This is a genomic window from Haloferax sp. Atlit-4N, assembly GCF_003383025.1.
Taxonomy (GTDB): Archaea; Halobacteriota; Halobacteria; order Halobacteriales; family Haloferacaceae; genus Haloferax; species Haloferax gibbonsii.
The window spans coordinates 1,493,652-1,512,469 of sequence record NZ_PSYY01000001.1 but is presented as its reverse complement, the minus strand read 5'-3'; the positions used below and the strand labels follow the sequence as shown (position 1 = coordinate 1,512,469).

Annotated in this window: 21 protein-coding genes; 11 read left to right on the top strand and 10 right to left on the bottom strand. The window is 68.9% G+C overall.

What is annotated here, in order from left to right; translation table 11 throughout:
* Window positions 1-161: 161 nt before the first annotated feature.
* Together fba and C5C07_RS21655 are read left to right on the top strand one after the other, a co-directional pair.
* Complete coding sequence (gene fba, locus C5C07_RS07900) at window positions 162-1,154, top strand: class II fructose-bisphosphate aldolase (RefSeq protein WP_004977010.1); 993 nt, start codon at window positions 162-164, stop codon at window positions 1,152-1,154.
* A gap of 204 nt (window positions 1,155-1,358) precedes the next feature.
* On the top strand, window positions 1,359-1,508 hold the full coding sequence (locus C5C07_RS21655) for a hypothetical protein (RefSeq protein WP_004043442.1): 150 nt from the start codon (window positions 1,359-1,361) through the stop codon (window positions 1,506-1,508).
* A 61-nt stretch (window positions 1,509-1,569) separates the two neighbouring features.
* Here C5C07_RS21655 and C5C07_RS22110 read toward each other — a convergent pair whose 3' ends face one another.
* Window positions 1,570-1,695, bottom strand: coding sequence for a hypothetical protein (locus C5C07_RS22110; RefSeq protein WP_255409903.1), 126 nt, complete (start codon window positions 1,693-1,695; stop codon window positions 1,570-1,572).
* Window positions 1,696-1,801: 106 nt separating this feature from the next.
* Complete coding sequence (locus C5C07_RS07895) at window positions 1,802-2,248, bottom strand: DUF5799 family protein (protein ID WP_115804843.1); 447 nt, start codon at window positions 2,246-2,248, stop codon at window positions 1,802-1,804.
* Window positions 2,249-2,406: 158 nt separating this feature from the next.
* Between C5C07_RS07895 and C5C07_RS07890 the strand changes: the two genes are divergently transcribed.
* Entirely contained in the window at window positions 2,407-3,630 is a 1,224-nt protein-coding gene (locus C5C07_RS07890) for an HAD family hydrolase (RefSeq protein WP_008093357.1), read from the top strand.
* A 27-nt stretch (window positions 3,631-3,657) separates the two neighbouring features.
* Here the strand turns inward: C5C07_RS07890 and C5C07_RS07885 are convergent, their stop codons facing one another.
* Window positions 3,658-4,254, bottom strand: a complete 597-nt coding sequence (locus tag C5C07_RS07885; RefSeq protein ID WP_115804842.1) for a hypothetical protein — start codon at window positions 4,252-4,254, stop codon at window positions 3,658-3,660.
* A 406-nt stretch (window positions 4,255-4,660) separates the two neighbouring features.
* On the opposite strand from C5C07_RS07885, the gene C5C07_RS07880 reads away from it, so the two are divergent.
* Both C5C07_RS07880 and C5C07_RS07875 read left to right on the top strand, forming a co-directional pair.
* Window positions 4,661-5,107, top strand: a complete 447-nt coding sequence (locus C5C07_RS07880; RefSeq protein ID WP_004977017.1) for a luciferase family protein — start codon at window positions 4,661-4,663, stop codon at window positions 5,105-5,107.
* A 76-nt stretch (window positions 5,108-5,183) separates the two neighbouring features.
* Window positions 5,184-6,422, top strand: a complete 1,239-nt coding sequence (locus tag C5C07_RS07875) for a mandelate racemase/muconate lactonizing enzyme family protein (protein ID WP_004977018.1) — start codon at window positions 5,184-5,186, stop codon at window positions 6,420-6,422.
* A 191-nt stretch (window positions 6,423-6,613) separates the two neighbouring features.
* On the opposite strand, the gene galK is transcribed toward C5C07_RS07875, so the two are convergent.
* The 3 genes from galK to C5C07_RS07860 form a co-directional block, all read right to left on the bottom strand.
* A complete protein-coding gene (gene galK, locus C5C07_RS07870) occupies window positions 6,614-7,888 on the bottom strand; it encodes a galactokinase (RefSeq protein ID WP_115804841.1) in 1,275 nt (424 codons plus the stop codon).
* Window positions 7,885-8,466, bottom strand: a complete 582-nt coding sequence (locus C5C07_RS07865) for an MOSC domain-containing protein (protein ID WP_115804840.1) — start codon at window positions 8,464-8,466, stop codon at window positions 7,885-7,887. The genes galK and C5C07_RS07865 overlap by 4 nt, the downstream gene beginning before the upstream one ends.
* A 90-nt stretch (window positions 8,467-8,556) precedes the next feature.
* A complete protein-coding gene (locus tag C5C07_RS07860; RefSeq protein ID WP_004977021.1) occupies window positions 8,557-9,192 on the bottom strand; it encodes a hypothetical protein in 636 nt (211 codons plus the stop codon).
* Window positions 9,193-9,328: 136 nt separating this feature from the next.
* On the opposite strand from C5C07_RS07860, the gene C5C07_RS07855 reads away from it, so the two are divergent.
* Together C5C07_RS07855 and C5C07_RS07850 are read left to right on the top strand one after the other, a co-directional pair.
* Complete coding sequence (locus C5C07_RS07855) at window positions 9,329-11,095, top strand: globin-coupled sensor protein (protein ID WP_115804839.1); 1,767 nt, start codon at window positions 9,329-9,331, stop codon at window positions 11,093-11,095.
* A gap of 66 nt (window positions 11,096-11,161) precedes the next feature.
* A complete protein-coding gene (locus C5C07_RS07850; RefSeq protein WP_115804838.1) occupies window positions 11,162-12,304 on the top strand; it encodes an MBL fold metallo-hydrolase in 1,143 nt (380 codons plus the stop codon).
* Window positions 12,305-12,427: 123 nt separating this feature from the next.
* On the opposite strand, the gene C5C07_RS07845 is transcribed toward C5C07_RS07850, so the two are convergent.
* From C5C07_RS07845 to C5C07_RS07835, 3 genes are all read right to left on the bottom strand, one after another.
* Window positions 12,428-12,754: a 2Fe-2S iron-sulfur cluster-binding protein gene (locus C5C07_RS07845; protein ID WP_115804837.1), complete on the bottom strand. Its 327-nt coding sequence runs from the start codon at window positions 12,752-12,754 to the stop codon at window positions 12,428-12,430.
* A 125-nt stretch (window positions 12,755-12,879) separates the two neighbouring features.
* Window positions 12,880-13,365 (bottom strand): universal stress protein, encoded by a 486-nt coding sequence (locus C5C07_RS07840; protein ID WP_004977024.1) that lies wholly within the window; start codon window positions 13,363-13,365, stop codon window positions 12,880-12,882.
* A gap of 34 nt (window positions 13,366-13,399) precedes the next feature.
* The gene (locus C5C07_RS07835; RefSeq protein ID WP_004977025.1) at window positions 13,400-13,687 is read right to left on the bottom strand and encodes a hypothetical protein; all 288 of its coding nucleotides are present in this window, start codon (window positions 13,685-13,687) and stop codon (window positions 13,400-13,402) included.
* A gap of 101 nt (window positions 13,688-13,788) precedes the next feature.
* Here C5C07_RS07835 and C5C07_RS07830 point away from each other — a divergent pair, with 101 nt between their 5' ends.
* Window positions 13,789-15,432, top strand: a complete 1,644-nt coding sequence (locus C5C07_RS07830; RefSeq protein WP_115804836.1) for a flippase activity-associated protein Agl23 — start codon at window positions 13,789-13,791, stop codon at window positions 15,430-15,432.
* Between the two features lie 71 nt (window positions 15,433-15,503).
* Here C5C07_RS07830 and C5C07_RS07825 read toward each other — a convergent pair whose 3' ends face one another.
* Window positions 15,504-16,457 carry a transcription initiation factor IIB family protein gene (locus C5C07_RS07825; protein ID WP_004043457.1) on the bottom strand — a complete coding sequence of 318 codons (954 nt, stop codon included), beginning with the start codon at window positions 16,455-16,457 and terminating at the stop codon, window positions 15,504-15,506.
* A 141-nt stretch (window positions 16,458-16,598) separates the two neighbouring features.
* Here C5C07_RS07825 and C5C07_RS07820 point away from each other — a divergent pair, with 141 nt between their 5' ends.
* The 3 genes from C5C07_RS07820 to C5C07_RS07810 all read left to right on the top strand — a co-directional run bounded on the left by C5C07_RS07820 (window position 16,599) and on the right by C5C07_RS07810 (window position 18,818).
* On the top strand, window positions 16,599-17,582 hold the full coding sequence (locus C5C07_RS07820; protein ID WP_115804835.1) for a lamin tail domain-containing protein: 984 nt from the start codon (window positions 16,599-16,601) through the stop codon (window positions 17,580-17,582).
* A gap of 214 nt (window positions 17,583-17,796) precedes the next feature.
* A complete protein-coding gene (locus tag C5C07_RS07815; protein WP_004977028.1) occupies window positions 17,797-18,192 on the top strand; it encodes a hypothetical protein in 396 nt (131 codons plus the stop codon).
* On the top strand, window positions 18,192-18,818 hold the full coding sequence (locus C5C07_RS07810) for an METTL5 family protein (RefSeq protein ID WP_004977029.1): 627 nt from the start codon (window positions 18,192-18,194) through the stop codon (window positions 18,816-18,818). The genes C5C07_RS07815 and C5C07_RS07810 overlap by 1 nt, the downstream gene beginning before the upstream one ends.

Genomic DNA, 18,818 nt, shown 5'->3' with positions numbered 1-18,818 from the left:
GCCGACGGTTTTCCGTTTTTTCGCTCGCCCGCCAGCGGCGGCGCTTCGTCCGCCGACGAAAATTAACTCGAACGCGAACAAACGAAAACGTGCAGAATCGAAACTCGCTTCCCATACATTATTAGTCTCGCAGTCGTTGACGAAACCGAGGTGAACGCATAATGCCGTTCTACGGCGGGGAGGAACTCGCCACAGTGTACGACGAGGCGCTCGACGAAGGATTCGGCCTCATCGCGAGTAACATCGCGGAGCCGAACATTATGATGGGTCTCATGGAGGGGGCCGACCGGATGGACTCGGACCTCCTGTTGCAGATGAGCGGTGGTGCCTGCCGGTTCGCCGGTGACGGCGACGCCGTCGCGGGCCTGAAAGCCATGGGGAACTACATCGAGACCATCGCCGAGCGGTACGACATCGGCGTCTTCCTCAACATGGACCACCAGACTGACCTCGAGTTCATCGAGCAGCAGATCGAACTCGACATCCCGTCGTCAATCATGATCGACGCCTCCCACGAGCCGTTCGACGAGAACGTCGCGACGAGCCGCGAGGTCGTCGAGATGGTCGAGGCCGCGGACTCCGACGTCCTCATCGAGGCCGAACTCGGCCAGATAAAGGGCGTCGAGGACGAAATCGAGGCCGAAGAGGCGTTCTACACGGACCCCGAACAGGCCGTCGAGTTCGTCGACAAGACGGGCGCGGACCTGCTCGCCATCTCCGTCGGCACGCAGCACGGGGTCGCCAAGGGCAAGGACCTCGAACTCCGCCCGGATCTCGCCCAGGACATCCGACAGGCCCTGCGCGACCACGGCCTCGACACGCCGCTCGTCCTCCACGGTTCTTCGGGCGTCCAGCCCGACCAACTGCAGGAGATGCTCAAACACGGCATCTGCAAGGTCAACAAGGACACCCGCTACCAGTACGAGTACACGCGCACCGCCTACGACCTCTACAGCGAGGACCCCAACGCCATCGTCCCGCCGGAGGGCGTCGAGGACGCCCGCGACACGTTCTTCAACGAGACCGAGTGGTCGCCGAACAAGGACGTGTTCGACCCCCGCGTCGTCGGTCGCGACATCCGCGAGCGTATCGCCGACGTGCACGCCGGTCTGACCGAGGTCTCCGGCAGCGCCGGCCAGTCTCTGTTCAAGTAACCCGCGCGGGCGGTGATTCGTTCACCGTCGAGCGTTCGCCGCGTCCGCACGGCGGACCGGAACCCGGTTGTCGTCTCCACCCGGCACTCCGCCGGCTCTTCGTTTCGATACGCTTCTCGCCCAGCGGCGGCGCTCTCGGGGGTCGACGGCAGTCGAATTCGATGCCCCACGTCGCTTAAGGTGTCACGCGGCGTGGACGTACGTATGCCGCAGATTCACCTCGACGACGAGACGGTCGCCCGACTCGACGCGCTCCGCGAGGACGACGAGGAGTACGACGACCTCATCAACGAACTGATGAACATCTACGAGGCGAGCGAGCGAACGCTGTTCCACGCCGGCGACGAGTACTGAGTCGTCGCCGCCGACGCTCGGCCGTCCGTCCGACCGGTTCGTGGTCGCTCGCGGTGGTCCGTTACGAACCGAGCCACCGCGCGAGCGCTCCCGCGAGGAGCACCAGTGCGCCGGCGATAAACGTGCCGGGAATCGGAAGCACGAACAGGAGTCCACCGAACGCGAATATCAGCGTTGACGGTCTCATCTAGCAGCGACGTCGCGCCCGCGCCTGTTACGAATTGTGGCCCTCGAACGGAATGTCGACACCGGAGCCGGGTGAGCGCTCCCGCCGCGGCCGGTCGCCCGGCCCGCTATTCGAGGTAGCTGACGCGGACCTGATTCCACTTGCCCTTCTTTTCGAGGTGGTCTTGGAGCGCGTCCGCGTACTCTTGTGTGAGCCGTTCCGCGTCCTCGAGTTTCTCCTGTTCGCCCTTCTTGCCGCCGCCGCCCATGCCGAGCGCGCCCTTGATGGAGTCGACGATGCCGCCGCCGCCGGACGACGAGTCGCCTCCGCCGCCGCCCATCGCGCCCATCTGGCTGCGGATGTTGTCGAGTTCGGGGATAATCTGCGGGACTTTCTCCGTGTCGGCGACGATGCGCGCCTCCTCGGGGTCGTCCGCGTTCTCGATTTCGAACTCCGTCGCCGTCATGATGAGACCCCACTCCTGACTGTTGAACCGGGAGTTCATCACCTGCTCGTTGAACTCGCGGTCCACCGTCATCCGGTCGCCGACGATGCTGTCGGTCCAATGTGCCATGTGCACACGTCGTCGGCCGGTCGGTATCAGAGTTGCGGGGCCGACCGGCTCCGGAGGCGACCGACCGCGGAGGCGACCGCGTCCCAGTCAGCCGACGAGACGCCGGGACGGATTGCCTCCCACGCGGGTTTAATGCGGTTGGGTGACGACCCCGAATCATGGAGCGGTACGACCTCCTGTACAGACTGTACGGGAACTTCGACGCGGACGCGGTCCGGGACGCACAGGACTTCGTCGACCTCTTGCCGCCGCTCGGCTCGCCGGTGGCGCTGTCGCACTGGCAGGCGGTCGACGACGAACTCACGGCGAAGAAAGACCGCATCCGCCGGGCGCTCTCCGACGGCGACCGCTACGCCGAACTCGCCGCGCGCGCGACGCGGGACCAGGCCTTCACCGCCCTCGACCTTTACACGAAGTACGGCCGGGCCGTGAACGCGCTCGTCCTCGACGTGGACGAGACGCTGCGCTCTGCGGGACAGACCGACAACGAGATTCCGCGCGAGGTGCTGCACCTCCTCACCCAGTTCCACGAGGAGGGCGTCCCCATCGTCATCTGCACCGGCCAGACCTTGGAGAACGTCAAGGGCTTCGCCATTCAGGGATTGGGCAACGAACTCGTCCACTCGGGGAACGTGAGCATCGTCTACGAGGCGGGCACCGGCGTCTTCACGCCCGGCCACGGCTCGGATACGAAGCGCCTTCTCTACGAGACGCTCGACGACCCGGTGCAGTCGGTCTTCGAGTCGGTTCGCGGGCGCGTCATCAGCGACCTCCCCGACGCGCTCCGCGGTGGCGTTCACCTGCAGGGCAACGAGTTCAACGTCACGCTCAAGCCGAACTTCGAGACCGGCAGCGACGACGCCGAGGAAGTCATCGACGGCGCGCTCGTCTACTTGCTCGACCTCCTCGGCGAGGCGCTCACCGACGACCCCGCCGGTCCCGACTGGGCGCGGGCGTACTTCGCGGAGCGCGACCCTGAGATAGCGGGCGTGCTCGACGACCGCGACGCGCTTCCCACCTCGGAGGCGGCGGAGATTCCCGATGACGTGAGGCGGACGCTGGAGCGCGTGACGGTCGCGTACTACCACGCCGACGCCGCGGAACTCTCCGCGGTCGACCTGAACAAGGCGGCGGGCGTCCGCGCCGCGCTCGACGTGCTCGGGGTGGACGACCCGTTCGTCCTCGTGATGGGAGATTCGAAGTCCGACCTCGACGTGATGAGTTGGGCCGCCGAAAACGAGTGCGGGCTCGCGGCCGCCCCCGAGCACTCCTCTCCGGGTGTGCTCGAACACGTTCGCGAGACCGACGAACTGGTGTTTCCCCGCGGCGACGCCGCCTCGGTGCTCCGGACGGCCTACGCGCTCAACCTCTTGGTCGACTGAGGGTGGGGCGCTGCACGGTGTCTCAGCTCACACCGTGCACATTCCGATGTCGTCACCCGAGTCGTCGTCGGTCGAATCGTCCGAAGACGAGCCGCTGTCGTCGGTGTTCGACCCGTCGTCGTTCGAGTTGTCGTCGGTGTTGTCATCGTTCGAACTGTCGTCGGACGAACTGTCGTCGGTGTTGTCATCGCTCGAACTGTCGTCACTCGAGTCGTCGTCGTTCGATTCGTCGGACGAACTCTCGTCGTTCGAGTCGTCGCTGTCGTTCGATTTCGAACTGCTGCGTTTCTTCGAGGACTTCTTCGTCGTCGAGTCGGTGTCGTCGTCGGCAGCGTCGGTTTCGACCGTCTCGAACGCGCCGGTCGCGTTCTCGGAGTCGTCCGCGGACGAGCCGCCGTCGGCATCGTCGGCGTCACCCGAGTCGTCGCCGACGACGGGCTCTTCTTGGATTTCGACGTCCTCGTCCGGCGCGTCGCCGTCGGGGTCGGTCACGTCAGCGCCGATACTTCTGTCGGCGTCGTCGGCGGGAGCGGGCGTCTCGGGCGTATTCACGCCGCCGGAGAGGAGGGCGAACACGACGATGACGAGGACGACGGCACCGACGCCGAGTTGGCCGAGGTTCATCGCGCGGCCTCCCGGGAGTCGAAGTCGGGACCCTGTGTCGGTACATCGGTGGCAGTCAGAGACATGGTTCGTCCCGTTATTTGCGTCCCGAGGCTTTCGTTACGAATCGTCTACCCCGGACGCCGCGGTAGTTCGGGATTCCGTCGGTCTGAGAGCGCGCCCCGCGACGGGGGCCCGACGCGAAGTCGTCGCGGGACGCGAAAATTCGCGTTCCTAACCCGTGTTAATACGCGAATACCGCGCCGGTCTGAGTGTCTATTTTCGGTTGACTCTCACCGTGAACTGAATGTCTGGAAATCCTGTGGTTATCGCCCGACTACGGAGCGTTTGACGGACGGTGTCTGGCCCGACACCTCCCGCCGGTCCGACTTCGCAGTTATCTCCTCGGAACGCGTACATTCACCGAATGACTACCTCCATCGACAGAATCGTCTCGCGGGTCTCGCGGTGGCCCGGCGTCGAGACCGCGCCGCACCGCTTCGGGGGAACCGAGTTCCTCGTCGCCGGCCGGGAGATCGGCCACGTCCACGACGCCGGCGTCGTCGACCTCGCGCTCACGAAACGCGTCCGCGACGTGCTCCTCACCGACGGCCTCGCGGACCCGCACCACGTGCTCCCCGACTCGGCGTGGGTGACCTACCGCGTCCGGAGCGCCGCCGACGTGCCGGGCGCGATGCGCCTGCTCAGGCTCGCGTACCTCTGGCGACTGCTCGCGCTCCGCCGCCGCGGCGTCGACCTCGACCCGGCGATTGACCCCGACACCGACCTCCGGCGACTCGGCCTCCCCGCCGACCTCGACGCGCTCGTCCGAGAGACGTTCCGCGACACGCTCGACCGACGCGCGCCGGTCTGACCTGTTCCCGCGAGTCCCGAGCGGGGATATGTCTCGGTCGGAAAAACTTTACTAACGTCCGAGTAAACCACTCTACATGGGTAAGAACTACGCGGAGTTGCACGATCCGAACGCGGAGTACACGATGCGAGAGCTGTCGGCGGAGACGATGGGCGTGACGGCCAAGCGCGGCGGCGGCCGCGACGTCGAAATCACCGACGTGCAGACGACGATGGTCGACGGCAACTTCCCGTGGACGCTCGTCCGCATCTACACCGACGCGGGCGTCGTCGGCACCGGCGAGGCCTACTGGGGCGCGGGCGTGCCCGAACTCATCGAGCGCATGAAGCCGTTCGTCATCGGCGAGAACCCCCTCGACATCGACCGCCTGTACGAGCACCTCGTCCAGAAGATGTCCGGTGAGGGCTCCGTCGAGGGCGTCACGGTCACCGCCATCGCGGGCATCGAAATCGCGCTGCACGACCTCGCGGGCAAGATTCTCGACATCCCCGCCTATCAGCTTCTCGGCGGGAAGTACCGCGACAAGGTCCGCGTCTACTGCGACTGCCACACCGAAGAGGAGGCCGACCCCGAAGCGTGCGCCGACGAGGCAGAGCGCGTCGTCGACGAGCTCGGCTACGACGCGCTGAAGTTCGACCTCGACGTGCCCTCAGGCTTCGAGAAGGACCGCGCGAACCGCCACCTGCGACCCGGCGAGATTCGGCACAAGGCCGAAATCGTCGAGAAGGTGACGGAGCGCGTCAAGGACAAGGCCGACGTGGCGTTCGACTGCCACTGGACGTTCTCGGGCGGCAGCGCCAAGCGCCTCGCCGCCGCGCTCGAAGACTACGACGTGTGGTGGCTCGAAGACCCCGTGCCGCCGGAGAACCTCGACGTGCAGGAGGAGGTCACGAAGTCCACGCTCACGCCCATCACGGTCGGCGAGAACCGCTACCGCGTGACGGAGCTTCGCCGGCTCATCGAGAAGCAGGCCGTGGACATCGTCGCGCCCGACATGCCGAAGGTCGGCGGCATGCGCGAGACGCAGAAAATCGCGGACGTGGCGAACCAGTACTACGTGCCGGTCGCGATGCACAACGTCTCGTCGCCGGTGGCGACGATGGCCTCCGCGCACGTCGGCACGGCGATTCCGAACTCGCTGGCGGTCGAGTACCACTCCTACGAGCTGGGTTGGTGGGGCGACCTCGTCGAGGAGACGGTCATCGAGGACGGCTACATCGAGATTCCGGAGAAGCCGGGCCTCGGTGTGACGCTGGACATGGACACCGTCGAAGAACACATGGTCGACGGCGAGACGCTGTTCGACGAGGCGTAAGCCGAAGTCGAATCAGTCGAGCTTCGCTCGACGCGATTCGACGAGGAGTGAAACGACTCGTCGAGCCAGCAGCACGGAGTGCTGCGCTGTTCGACGAGGCGTAAGCCGAAGTCGAATCGGCGAATCTCTGATTCGCCTCATTCGACGAATCGAACCCGAACTCACAGACTGGCTTCCGATTTTTCCGAGGCTCAACGCGGAGCCGTCGGCTCGTCTCCTCGTTCCTCGTCGACCAGCCGAACGCCACCGGAGGGTCGACAGGCGAACACGTGAGCGTCGGGGCCGACGCGCTCGGGGGCGGCGTCTCGAATCGCGCGCGCCGCCCGGTCGAGGGCGTCGCCGTCGACCAGCGCGACCGCGCTCCCGCCGAAGCCGCCACCGGTCATCCGCGCGCCGTAGACGCCCGGCGTCTCGGCGGCGAGTTCGACCGCCGCGTCGAGCTCCGGACAGCTCACCTCGTAGTCGTCGCGCAGGCTCTCGTGGGCCGCGAGCATCGCGTCGCCGACGCGGTCGAGGTCGCCGGCAGCGAGCGCGTCGCGGGCGCGACGGACGCGCTCGTTTTCGGTCACGACGTGTCGAACCCGGCGGCGGTGTATCGGCTCCAGCGCGTCGGCGTGGGCGTCGAGGAGGTCGCGGTCCACGTCCCGGAGGGAGTCGAGGTCGCGGTCGGCGCGCTCCCGGAGGCGGTCGAGCGCCGCCGCGCACTCGCGGACGCGGTCGTTGTAGCCCGACTCGGTCAGTTCGTGGGAGACGCCGGTGTCGATGACGAGGACGCCGACGTCGTCGCCGACGGGCACCGACTCGAACTCGTGGGTTCGGCAGTCGAGAAAGAGCGCCGAGTCGGCCTCGCACAGCGCCGCGGAGAACTGGTCGAGGATGCCGCACTCGACGCCGACGCCCTCGACCTCGGCCCGCCAGCACGCCAGCGCGAGGTCGGCGGTCGGGAGGTCGCGCCCGGAGACCGCGAGAAGCACGCGGCCGACTGCGAGTTCGAGCGCGGCCGACGAGGAGAGGCCCGCGCCCGTGGGCACGTCGGAGGCGATGGCGAGGTCCGCGCCGCCGACGGGGCCGTCCTCGCGGAGGACGCGCGCGACCGCGGCGACGTAGGCGGCCCACCCATCGGGGTCGTCGTCGGGGGCGAGTTCGGCCGTCTCGTCGAAGTCGGCGGCGCGGACGCGGAGCCGGTCGTCGTCTCGCGGGCGGGCCGCGACCGCGACGTGGCGGTCGACGGCCATCGGGAGACAAAGGCCGTCGTTGTAGTCGGTGTGGCCGCCGACGAGGTTCACGCGACCGGGGGCGACGGCGACCGTCAGATTCGCAGGCTCCGTCGGCTCCGGGGTCGAAGTCGAATCGGAATCGGAGGCGTCGCCGCCGGCTCTGAGCGCCGCGAGAGCGGTCTTCGCGCGCTCGACCGGCGTTCCGGCGTCGTCGGTCACCGCGTCGTCAGCATCGTCGTCGCCGGTCATACGTGGCCGTCTCCGTGCGGTTCCCCGGCGCTCGTCGCGTCTTCGTCGGCCGCGACGGCCTCGCCGCCGAGACGGTGGGCTATCTGCCGACCCAGTTCGCGCGGATTCGCCTCGGTCACGCGGAGGTCGTCGCCGACGGCGACCCGGCCGGGCGAAAGCACGTCCGCGCAGATGCCGCCGCGGGACTCGCGGAGGGCGTCGCCCACGTCGTCGCCGACGAGGTCCGCGAGGTGCGCGCAGGGCGGTCTGCGCTTCGTCCCGCGGAGTTCGGCCCCGCCGAGTTCGAACGTCGCGTCGAGGAGGGCGTCGAGGTCGACGCCGCGGACGACGACGTTCCGGCGGTGCTCGCCGGCCGAGAGGTCGAGGTCGTACTCGCGCTTCGCGTCGTCCAGCACCGCGGCGTCGACGAGCGTCACCTGACAGCCGTCGGTCGCCGAGTAGAAGCCGTCGCCGTCGGAGTAGCGGTCGCTCTCGATACCGCCCTCGGCGACCGCGACGGTCTCGTGGGAGACCATCGGCTCGCCCTTCGACGGCGCGGTGTACAGCGCCTCGACGCGTCCGCGAACCTCGGAAGTCATACCTCCGGCTACCACTCCGGGACACGAATAGGTTGGGTCGGCGGGGCGCGGCGGTGCAGTCCGGGGTCCGAAGCGCCGAGCCGAGCCGACTCAGCAGAGCGGCTTCGGGTCGACGCCGAGTTCGGCGAGGCCGTCGGCGTAGTCGTCGTACGCCAGTTGGACGACGTACTCGGCGACCATCCGGGCGCGCTCCCAGTCGTCGTCGCTCTCGCAGCGCTCGGCCAAGAGGTCGAGACCGGTCGCGAGCGTCTCTTCGGTCTCGGCTTTCAACTCGCGGAAGAGGTCGGCGCGGGGCTCGTCGGCCTCGTTGACGAAGAAGCCGATGACCTGCGTGTGGGTCCGGACCGAGACGAGGCCGCGGCCGACCATCCCGGCGGCGGCCCGCTCGACCGTGTCTTCGCGCCCGCGGAGGTACGCGTGCATCACGCCCGGTTCGTCCGGGAGGTCGACCTCCTCGTCGAGCGCGTCGAGGACGCGGTCGAGGTGCTCGGCCTCTTGGGCCGCGGTGGCCTCGAAGGCGGCTCTCGCGTCGTCGTCGGGCTCGTCGTCGGCCCACGCCTCGAACGTCCCGCGGGCCGCGTGCTCGGAGTACGCGGCGGCGCGGAGCACCGCCGGTTCGGAGAGGTCCGCATCGGTCAGCGCTAACAGGAGCTTCGACGAGCCGAGTCGGTCGAGTTGCGTCCGTTTCGCCGCCTCGACTGACTCGCGGAACGAATCGGCGTCCATACCGTTCATCGGTCCGCCAGTCACCTGAACATTCGGACCGGTCCACGAATGTGGGATTCTCACGGCAATCAGTTCCGGTATCATTCGTGATACTCCGCGGTGAGGCTTGAAATACTGGAACCTATTGGGAACGGGTATGACGAACTCCTCGGCACCAGTCGACGCCAACGCGCGAGCGCGTGTCGACGGGGATGCGCTACTCTCAGAACTGGACATCGATGCGGCGGAAATCGACCGCCGGAAGTCGTTCGTTCGCCTCTCGGCGGCGGACGAGCGGCGATTGAGCGACCTTCAACCGCTCTTCGACGAGTTCGCGGACGAGTTCGCCGCGGAGTTCTACGACCACCTCGGCGAACACGCGGCGGCGACGACGTTCTTCGGTCGCTCGACGAAGAACACGGAGATGCTGCAGGCCGACCAGGCGGCGTACCTCCGTGAACTCGGCCGCGGGGAGTACGGCGAGGACTACTTCGCGAAGCGGGCGCGAATCGGGAAGTTACACGACATGATAGACCTCGGGCCGAAGTTCTACCTCGGCGCGTACTCGGTCTACTACGAGGGCATTCTCGGTGCCGTCGCGGACGAGGTGAAAGCCGAGTTCACCGGCGGCGGGCGGACGGTCGGCGACGAGTCCGGCGCAGACGGCGACGGTGCGGGCGACGCTGAGGACGGTGGCGGTCTGCTTTCCGGGCTCCTCGGCGGCGCGGCCGGCGTCTCAGGCGGGCTCCGCGGCGGCGACGACCGGGTCGAAGACGCCGTCGACGAGGTCGTCGCGCGCATCCTCCCCGTGTTGAAGCTCCTGTCTCTCGACCAGCAGGTGGCGATGGAGACGTACATCCACTCGTACAGTCAGGCCGCGCGGGAGGCGGCAGAGCGCCGACGCGCCCTCGCAAACGAGGTCGAAGCCGACGTGAGCGAGCCGGTCGAGTCGCTCCTGCGGACCTCCGAGGAGGTCACGGAGCGAACCGACGACATCGAGACCACGGCGCGGGCGCAGGCCGACGACATGGCGACGGTCGCCGCCGAGGTGTCGGACATGAGCGCGACCGTCGAGGAGATTGCGGCGACCGCGGAGGAGGTCGAGCGGACCAGCGCCGACGCCGCCACGCGCGCCGCCGAGGGCGAGGACGCGGCCGACGAGGCCATCGACGTGATGCGCGACGTGAGCGAGGCCGCCGAGACGGCCTCTGAGGACGTCCAGCAACTCCACGACCAAATCGCGGAGATAGACGAGGTGCTCGACGCCATCAACGACATCGCCGAACAGACGAACCTGCTCGCGCTCAACGCCTCCATCGAGGCTGCCCGCGCCGGCGACGCGGGCGAGGGCTTCGCCGTCGTCGCCAGCGAAGTCAAGAACCTCGCGGAGGAGTCGCAGGCCCGCGCCGCCGAGGTCGAGGGCACGGTGGGCAACATCCAGTCCGAGGCGAGGGAGACCATCGAGAGCCTCTCGCAGACGACCGGCCGACTCTACGACGGCATCGACCGCGGCGAGGACGTGATGCGCAGTCTCTCTGACATCTCGGCGGCGGTCGAGCAGGCGACCGTCGGCGTCGGCGAGGTCGCCTCGGCGACCGACGACCAGGCCGAGAGCGCCGAGCAAATCGCCGGTATGGTCGACGACGCGACGGAGCGCGCGACCGCGGTGTCGGACCAAATCGGCGAAATCGCCGACGCCAACCGCTCGCAGACCGAACAGGTGCTCTCGATTCGCGACGCGGCCGCGCGACTCGGCGGCGGCGAGACGGGCGGCGCCGGCGGGGCGGGCGCGCCCTCCGAACCGAACTCCGACACTCCGACAACCGGCGGTGTCGACGGCCCGCCGGCCGGCGTCCTCGACGAGTCCGGCTTCGACGAACCGCCATCGAGACGCCTGAGCAACGACGGCGGAACGTCGGAGTAGCGCGGGTCACTGTTCTCTCTTCGGTCCGCGTAGCGTTCTTGCGGCCGGCGCGCGTATGGTGTCCGTATGACCCCCGAGGAACTCGCGAGCCGACTCGCCCGCGGCGACCCGACGGCGATTCTCGACGTGCGCGACCGCGACGAGTTCGAGGCGTGGCGCGTCGACGGCCCGGCCGTGACCGCGACGCAGATTCCGGCGATTCGCTTCACGCAGGCCGAGATTCGCGGGACGGTCTCCGAACTCGCGGCGGGGTTCGAAGACGCCCCCTCGCCCGTGGTCGTCGTCTGCGCGGAGGGCCGGTCGAGCGCGCACGTCGCCGAGTTGCTCTCCGAGGCCGGTGTCCCCGCGGAGAATCTCGAAACGGGAATGGACGGCTGGGCGCGCGTCTATCGCGCCCGCGAACTCCCCGTCGGAACCGCGGACGCGACGGTTCTCCAGTACGACCGCCCCTCCAGCGGCTGTCTCGCCTATCTCGTCGTCGCCGGCGACGAGGCGGTCGTCGTCGACCCGCTTCGGGCGTTCGCGGGGCGGTACGTCGAAGACGCCCGCGAGCGCGGCGCTGAGGTCGTCGCCGCCGTCGACACCCACGTCCACGCCGACCACGTCAGCGGCGTCAGCGCCGTCGCCGAGCGAACCGGCGCGACCGTCGTCCTCCCGGCGGGCGCGACAGACCGCGGCCTCGACTTCGACGCGCGACTCGTCGCGGACGGCGAGACTATCAGCGTCGGCGACGCGGAACTCGTCGCCGTCCACGCGCCGGGACACACGACCGAGATGACCGCGTTCCGCCTCGGCGACCTGCTCTTTGCGGGCGACAGCCTCTTCCTAGAGAGCGTCGCGCGCCCGGACCTCGAAGACGGCGACGAGGGCGCGCCCGACGCCGCGAGGCGACTCCACGCGACGCTCACGGAGCGGTACGGCGAGTTCACGGACGACACGCGGGTCGCGCCCGCACACTACGGCCCGCGGACGGTCCCGGACGAAAGCGGCGCGTACGTCGCGGAACTCGGGGCGCTCCGGGACCGACTCGGGGCGCTCTCGATGGACGAGGCGGCGTTCGTCTCGTTCGTCTGTTCGGACATGCCGCCGCGGCCGGCAAACTACGAGCGAATCATCGAGACGAACCTCGGTCGGGACTCGCTGTCGGACGAGGAGGCGTTCGAAGTCGAGTTGGGGCCGAACAACTGCGCGGCGACGAGCGAGGCGTGAGGCGCGGTCCGCGGGCCGAGCGAGTGCGTCGGTCCGACGCGTCGGGCCGGCGCATCGGCTCGGCGACTCGGTGCGAAACGGAGAAACGCGGGCCGGCGCGCCGGCCCCGGAGAGTACCCGTCGTCAGTCGTCGTCGTCGGCGGTGCCGGCGGCCGCGGCGTCGCCTTCGATGCTCGGCGGGTAGACGCCGCGGTCGAGTTTGAGGTCGCTCTGCGGGCGGGCCATGCAGGTGAGGGCGAACCGCTCTGCCTCCTCGTCGGTCAGCCCGCGGGCGGCGGGCTGGGTGACGTCGCCTTCGAGAATCTCGGCGGAGCAGGCGAGGCACATCCCGACGCGGCAGGAGTACTCCTGTGCGATGCCCTCCTCGATACAGGCCTTGAGGATGGTCTGCTTGTCGGATACGGTGATGGTCTCGCCCGTGCCGACGAACTCGACGGTGTACTCGGTCATACCGCGGCGTATGAGCGACCGCACCAAAACTGTTTATCAAAGTCGCGGCGACCTCGTCGCCGACCGCGCGGTCGGAGCAGGCTGCCGAGCGAGTCGGGAACGCGCGACTCGCGCCCGAGTTCGGGCTACTCCGCGGCTTCGGCGTCCGCGTCCGCGCTCTCGTCAGCGTCGTCTTCTTCGTCCTCGTCGTCCAGTCGGATGGTGAGCACCGGGACCGGCGAGGTGCGGACGACGCGTTCGGTGACGCTCCCGAGGAGGTAGTGGCTCAGCCCCGTGCGCCCGTGGGTACCCATGACGACGAGGTCGATGTCGTGGTCGTCGATGTACTCCCGGATGGAGCGGTAGGCGGTCCCGGTGACGACCTCGGCCTGCACGTCGACACCGGCTTCCTCTGCGGCCTCGCCGACGTGTCGGGTCGCAGCGTCGCCCTCCCGTTCGAGGGCGTCGATGACCACGTCCGCGCCGGCGTCGAGCGAGGTGTAGATGCTGGTGTCGATGACGTACAGCGCGTGAATCCGCGCGTCGTACGTCGTCGCGAGGTCGAGGGCGTGGTCGATGGCGCGTTCGGCGGCCCTGCTTCCGTCGGTTGGGACGAGGATTTCGCTGTACATGATAAATTGTACTTAGTTCGGAACGCGGTTAATACTACTCCTCGTTCCCGTCGTCTCGGAACGACAGGATGGCCTCCTCGCACGCCCGCAGTCCGTCGATTCGCTCGGTCTCCTCGTCGAGTTCGACCGTCTCGACGACCGACCAGCCGGCGTCGTCCTCGTAGGCGGCGGCCTTGACCCACGCCTCGGTGGCGAAAAGCAGGCTGCGGGCGGGGCCGTCGTCCTCGACGGCGACGACGAGGTCGAACGCGTCGGCGCGGTTCAGAGACGTCAGCTCCTGCGGTTCGAGGGGGCGAGCGGGTAGCGACTCGATGAGCGACATATCCGAGTGCTACCGGTCGGCGGGGATGACGCTTTCGAAGGGGCGGGCCGCCGGCCTTCCAAGTCGTAACCTTTCTGCCGTCCGGCGCGCCACGTCATCCCATGATTCCCTCCCGCGTCGGGCGGCGACCCGACCGAACGACGCTCGCCGTCGTCGCGCTCGCCGCCGCGGCGCTCGTCGTCCGCCTCGTCGGACTCGGCGACCGGCCGCTCCACTGGGACGAGGCCCGCGTCGGCTACTGGAGCCTCCGGTCGCTCGAAACCGGCTTCTTCTCGTACCGCCCCGTCGCCGGCGGCCCGCTCGTCTATCACCTCTCGCGGCCGTCGCTCGCTCTCTTCGGCGCGACCGACTTCGCGCTCCGCCTCCCCTTCGCGCTGTTCGGCGCGGCCCTCCCGCTCGCGGCGCTCCTCTTCCGCGGCCGCCTCGCCGCCGACGAGACCGTCGGGTTCGCGGCCGTCCTCGCGGCGAACCCGATTCTCGTCTACTACGGCCGGTTCGCCCGCGGCGACGTGCTCGCGGTCGGCTTCGCGCTCGTCGCCTTCGGCTTCGCGGTCCGTCTCGTCGACGGCGCGGGGCGGCGCAACGCCTACGGACTCGCCGCGGCCGTCGCGCTCGCCGTCGCCTCGTCGGGGCTCGGCGTCGTCGCCCTCGGCTGTCTCGCCGTCGCCGGCCTCTTGGTGTTCGACCACGCGGCGCTTCTCCCGTCGGCGCGACCGGCCGCGATGCGCCTCGGCGAGTACGCCGCCCGACTCCGCGGCGCGGCGACCCCCGCGGCCCGCGCGCTCCTCGTTTTCGTCGGACTCTACGTCTTCGCGTTCGCCCCGCGGGCGGGCGACACCGACGGCGCGGGGCTCTACACGCCGGGGACGATTCTCGGCGCAATCGACGCGGCGCTGTTCGGCTCGGTCCGTCGCTTCGTCGGCGTCCGCGTCGTCGACCGCTACCCGGAGGGAACCCACGAGTATCTCCCGTACTTCGGCGACCTCCTCGGCGCGCTCGCGCTCGCGGCGCTCCCGGTCGTCCTCCTCGGCGCGGCGGTCTTCCTCGTCGACCGCTACACGGCCGGCGGGCCGCGTTCTGAGGTGTCGGCGGCGGTCTACTGGGCCGGCGCGTCGCTGGCGTTCGTCCCCATGCTGACCGAGGTGTCCGCGCCGTGGCTCGGCGTCTACGTCGTCGCCCCGCTCGCGCTCCCGGCGGGTATCGGCCTCGCGGCGCTCGTCCGCTGGGGTCGCAGCGCGTTCGACTCGCGGGACGTGCCCCGCGTCGCGGCCGCGGTCATCGTCCTGCTCGCGCTCGTCGCCCAGACCGGCGCGGTGGCGACGACCGAGGTGTACGGCCCGAGCGACCGCGACACCGAACTCGCGCACTTCGCACAGCCGTCCAGCGAGTTCTCGTCGTTCCGCGACAACCTTTCGGCGTGGGTCGGGCCGACCGACGACGAGGGGCCTGAGGTGCTCTACTACGGCAGTTCGATGTACGTCGCCGACGACGCGGCCGACTATCCGCCGGTCCCCGACTCGTGGGGCGAACAGCTCCCGATGGCGTGGTACGTCGAGCGAATCGGCGCCGACTCGACGTCGGCGGCGACGCCCGAGGCGCTCGAATCTCGGTCGTCGGTTCCGCCGGTGGTCATCGCGCCCGCCGACGAGCGCGGGACGGTCGCGCCGCTCCTCGACGGCTACGTCGCACACCAGTACGACACCGGCCTCTGGGGCCGGCCGGTCGTGGTGTTCGTGAAAAACTAAAACTGCGTGTCGTCGACGTCGTCAGTCGGTGACGGTGAGCCGGGTCGCGGGTCGGGTCGGCGGGCCGACGCTCAGCGGAAGCCCATCGCTTCGATCTGTTCTTGGTAGCGGTTCCGGATGGTGACTTCCGTCACCTGCGCCACGTCCGCGACCTCGCGCTGGGTCTTCTTCTCGTTGCAGAGAAGCGACGCGGCGTAGATTGCGGCGGCGGCGAAGCCGGTCGGCGACTTCCCGGAGAGAAGCCCCTGCTCGGCGGACACGTCGATGATTTCGGTCGCCTTGGCCTGGACCTCCTCGGAGAGGTCGAGCGCGGAGGCGAACCGCGGGACGAACTGCTTGGGGTCGACGGGCTTGAGTTCGAGGCCGAGTTCCTGGGAGATGTAGCGGTACGTGCGACCGATTTCCTTCTGCGGGACGCGCGACACTTCCGCGACTTCGTCGAGCGAGCGCGGGATGCCTTCCTGACGGCAGGCGGCGTAGAGCGCCGAGGTGGCGACGCCCTCGATGGAGCGCCCCCGAATCAGGTCCTCGTTGAGCGCGCGGCGATAGATGACCGAGGCGACCTCGCGGACCGACCGCGGGACGCCGAGCGCCGAGGCCATGCGGTCGATTTCGCTGAGCGCGAACTGGAGGTTGCGCTCGCCGGCGTCTTTCGTGCGGATGCGCTCTTGCCACTTGCGCAGGCGGTGCATCTGCGACCGCTTCTCGGACGAAAGCGAGCGACCGTAGGCGTCTTTGTCCTTCCAGTCGATGGTCGTCGTCAGCCCCCGGTCGTGCATCGTCTCCGTGATAGGCGCACCGACGCGCGACTTCGACTGCCGCTCGGAGTGGTTGAACGCCCGCCACTCCGGGCCGCGGTCGATCTGTCGCTCGTCGAGGACGAGTCCGCAGTCGTCACACACCAGCTCCCCCTGGTCTGCGTCCGTGACGATCTGGTCAGAGCCACACTCCGGACAGTTGACTTGCTCGTCCTCTTGTGCCGTTGCCTCCTCCTCTCGTTGACGCTGCCGGCTCGGACGTTCCATTAAAAGGTTTCTGGTGGAGCGTGAATTTAAACCTTTGTAACAGAAATATGATACAGGCCGCTGTCTGGCGATTCGACGAGCTCGGATTCGGGCGACTCGGACGCAGCTACTTATACAGTTCCCTGACTAACGGTGAATCGAATGGTCAGACGTGCTACCGCGACACTCGTCGTCGTCGTTCTCGCGGTCCTCGCGGGCTGTCTCGGCGGGGGCGGCGCGGGGGCGGCGACGACGGTCGAATCGACCGCGACAGAGACGGCATCGCCGACGGCGCAGTCGGGGTCGCCGACGACCGCGGCCGCCGAAGGCGACGTGACAGTCGAGGTGGTCGACGTGGTCGACGGCGACACCATCAAGGTCGTCATGCCGGACGGCGCGCGCGAGACGGTTCGGCTCCTCGGCGTCGACACGCCGGAGGTCCACGCCGAGAACACGCCCGACGAGTTCGAGGGCGTCCCCGAGACCGAGGCCGGCCGGACCTGCCTCCGCACGGCGGGCGAGGACGCGAGCGCCTACGCGAAGTCCCGGCTCGCCGACCGGACGGTCGAGCTCCGATACGACGAGAAGGCGGGCGAGCGCGGCTACTACGGCCGGCTCCTCGCGTACGTCGTCGTCGACGGCGCGGAGTTCAACTACGACCTCATCACCGAGGGCCACGCCCGACTCTACGAGAGTTCGTTCGAGGAGCGCGAGCGCTACGAGCGCGCCGAGCGCGACGCCAGAGAGCGCGGGGTCGGCCTCTGGTCCTGCGCGACCGAGGGCGCGGCCGCGGGCGGCGCGGACGCGACCACCGACGACGGCCTCTCCGTCTCGGTCGTCGCCGACGCGCCCGGCAACGACAACGACAACCTGAACGAGGAGTACGTCACGCTCCGGAACGACGGGGACGACCCCGTCGACCTCTCGGGGTGGACCGTCTCCGACGCGGCGGGCGTGACCTACACGTTCGCCGAGGGGACCGAACTCGACCCCGGCGCGTCGCTGACGCTCCACACGGGCTCGGGAACCGACACCGATGAAGACGTCTACTGGGGTCGCGGCGGCGCGGTGTGGAACAACGGCGGCGACACGGTCACGATTCGGGACGCCGCCGGAACCGAAGTGCTCGCGTACGCGTACGAGTAGAGTCGCCGGCTCCGGGCGGAACCACCCCGCGGGGTCAGGGGGAATGGGGGCGGAGCGTGTGCCCCCACAAGCAGTACGGTACCAATGGGCATTACTCTCTAGGCTGTCATGTCTGCGTGGCGAACCGCCCTGCCATCGGCGGATTCCACGCGCAGGAATTACTACTGGGCATTTACAAAGATATATACATAACCAAAGGAAATGTGTGTGCAACATGAGCACGCTCGAATCCTCGTCCGTCGAAGCCGGACTCGTCGCCGGCCGTCCCGCCGACCTGACTCCCGTCGTCCTCGACGCCGCGGGGCTGGAGTCGACCGCCCCGTCGCACCTCCGCGACCTGAAGGCCGGACTCGCCGAGGAGGGCTACCTCCCCGCCGAACTCACCGTCGAAGCCCGCTTCTGCGAGGACGACCCCCTCGCGGTGCAGTCGGAGTCCGACCGCCTCCGCGAGTACGTCCGCGCCGCCGCGTTCCTCGGCGTCGGGCGCGTCGCCGTCGACGTCGCGGAGTGCTGTCGCCCCGACGACGCCGAGTCCGCGCTCGCGGCGCTCGGCGAGCGCGCCCGGCGCGAGGGTGTCGCTTTTGAGCTTCGAGGTTCCATCGACGGCTGATGGCAACCAAGGCCGCGCTGGAGGCGCAGTTGGCGGTGGTCGCCGGCTTCGAGAACCCGAAGGTCTCGCTCGAACAGTACCCGACGCCGCCGGACCTCGCCGCGCACCTCGTCCACCTCGCGGACCTCCGCGGCGACATCGAGGGCGCGACGGTCCTCGATTTGGGCTCCGGAACCGGCATGCTCGGACTCGGCGCGGCGCTCCGCTCGCCCGCCCGCGTCGTCGGCGTCGAACTCGACGACGCGGCGCTCGAAACCGCGACGGACAACGCCCGCCGGGTCGGCGCGAGCGCCCCCATCGACTGGATTCGCGCCGACGCGACTCGCCTGCCGCTCTGTCTCCCCGACGACCGGCAGGTCACGGTACTCATGAACCCGCCGTTCGGCGCGCAGCGGGGCAACGAACACGCCGACCGCGCGTTCCTCGAATCGGTCGCGTCGGTCGCCGACGTGTCCTACTCGGTCCACAACGAGGGGAGCAAGGAGTTCGTCGAGTCGTTCGTCGCCGACGCGGGCGGCGACCTCACCGACGCGTTCCGGGCGACGTTCGACCTCGACCGCCAGTTCGACTTCCACGACGAGGACCGCCGACAGCTCGACGCCGAAGTGTTCAGAATCGAGTGGTGA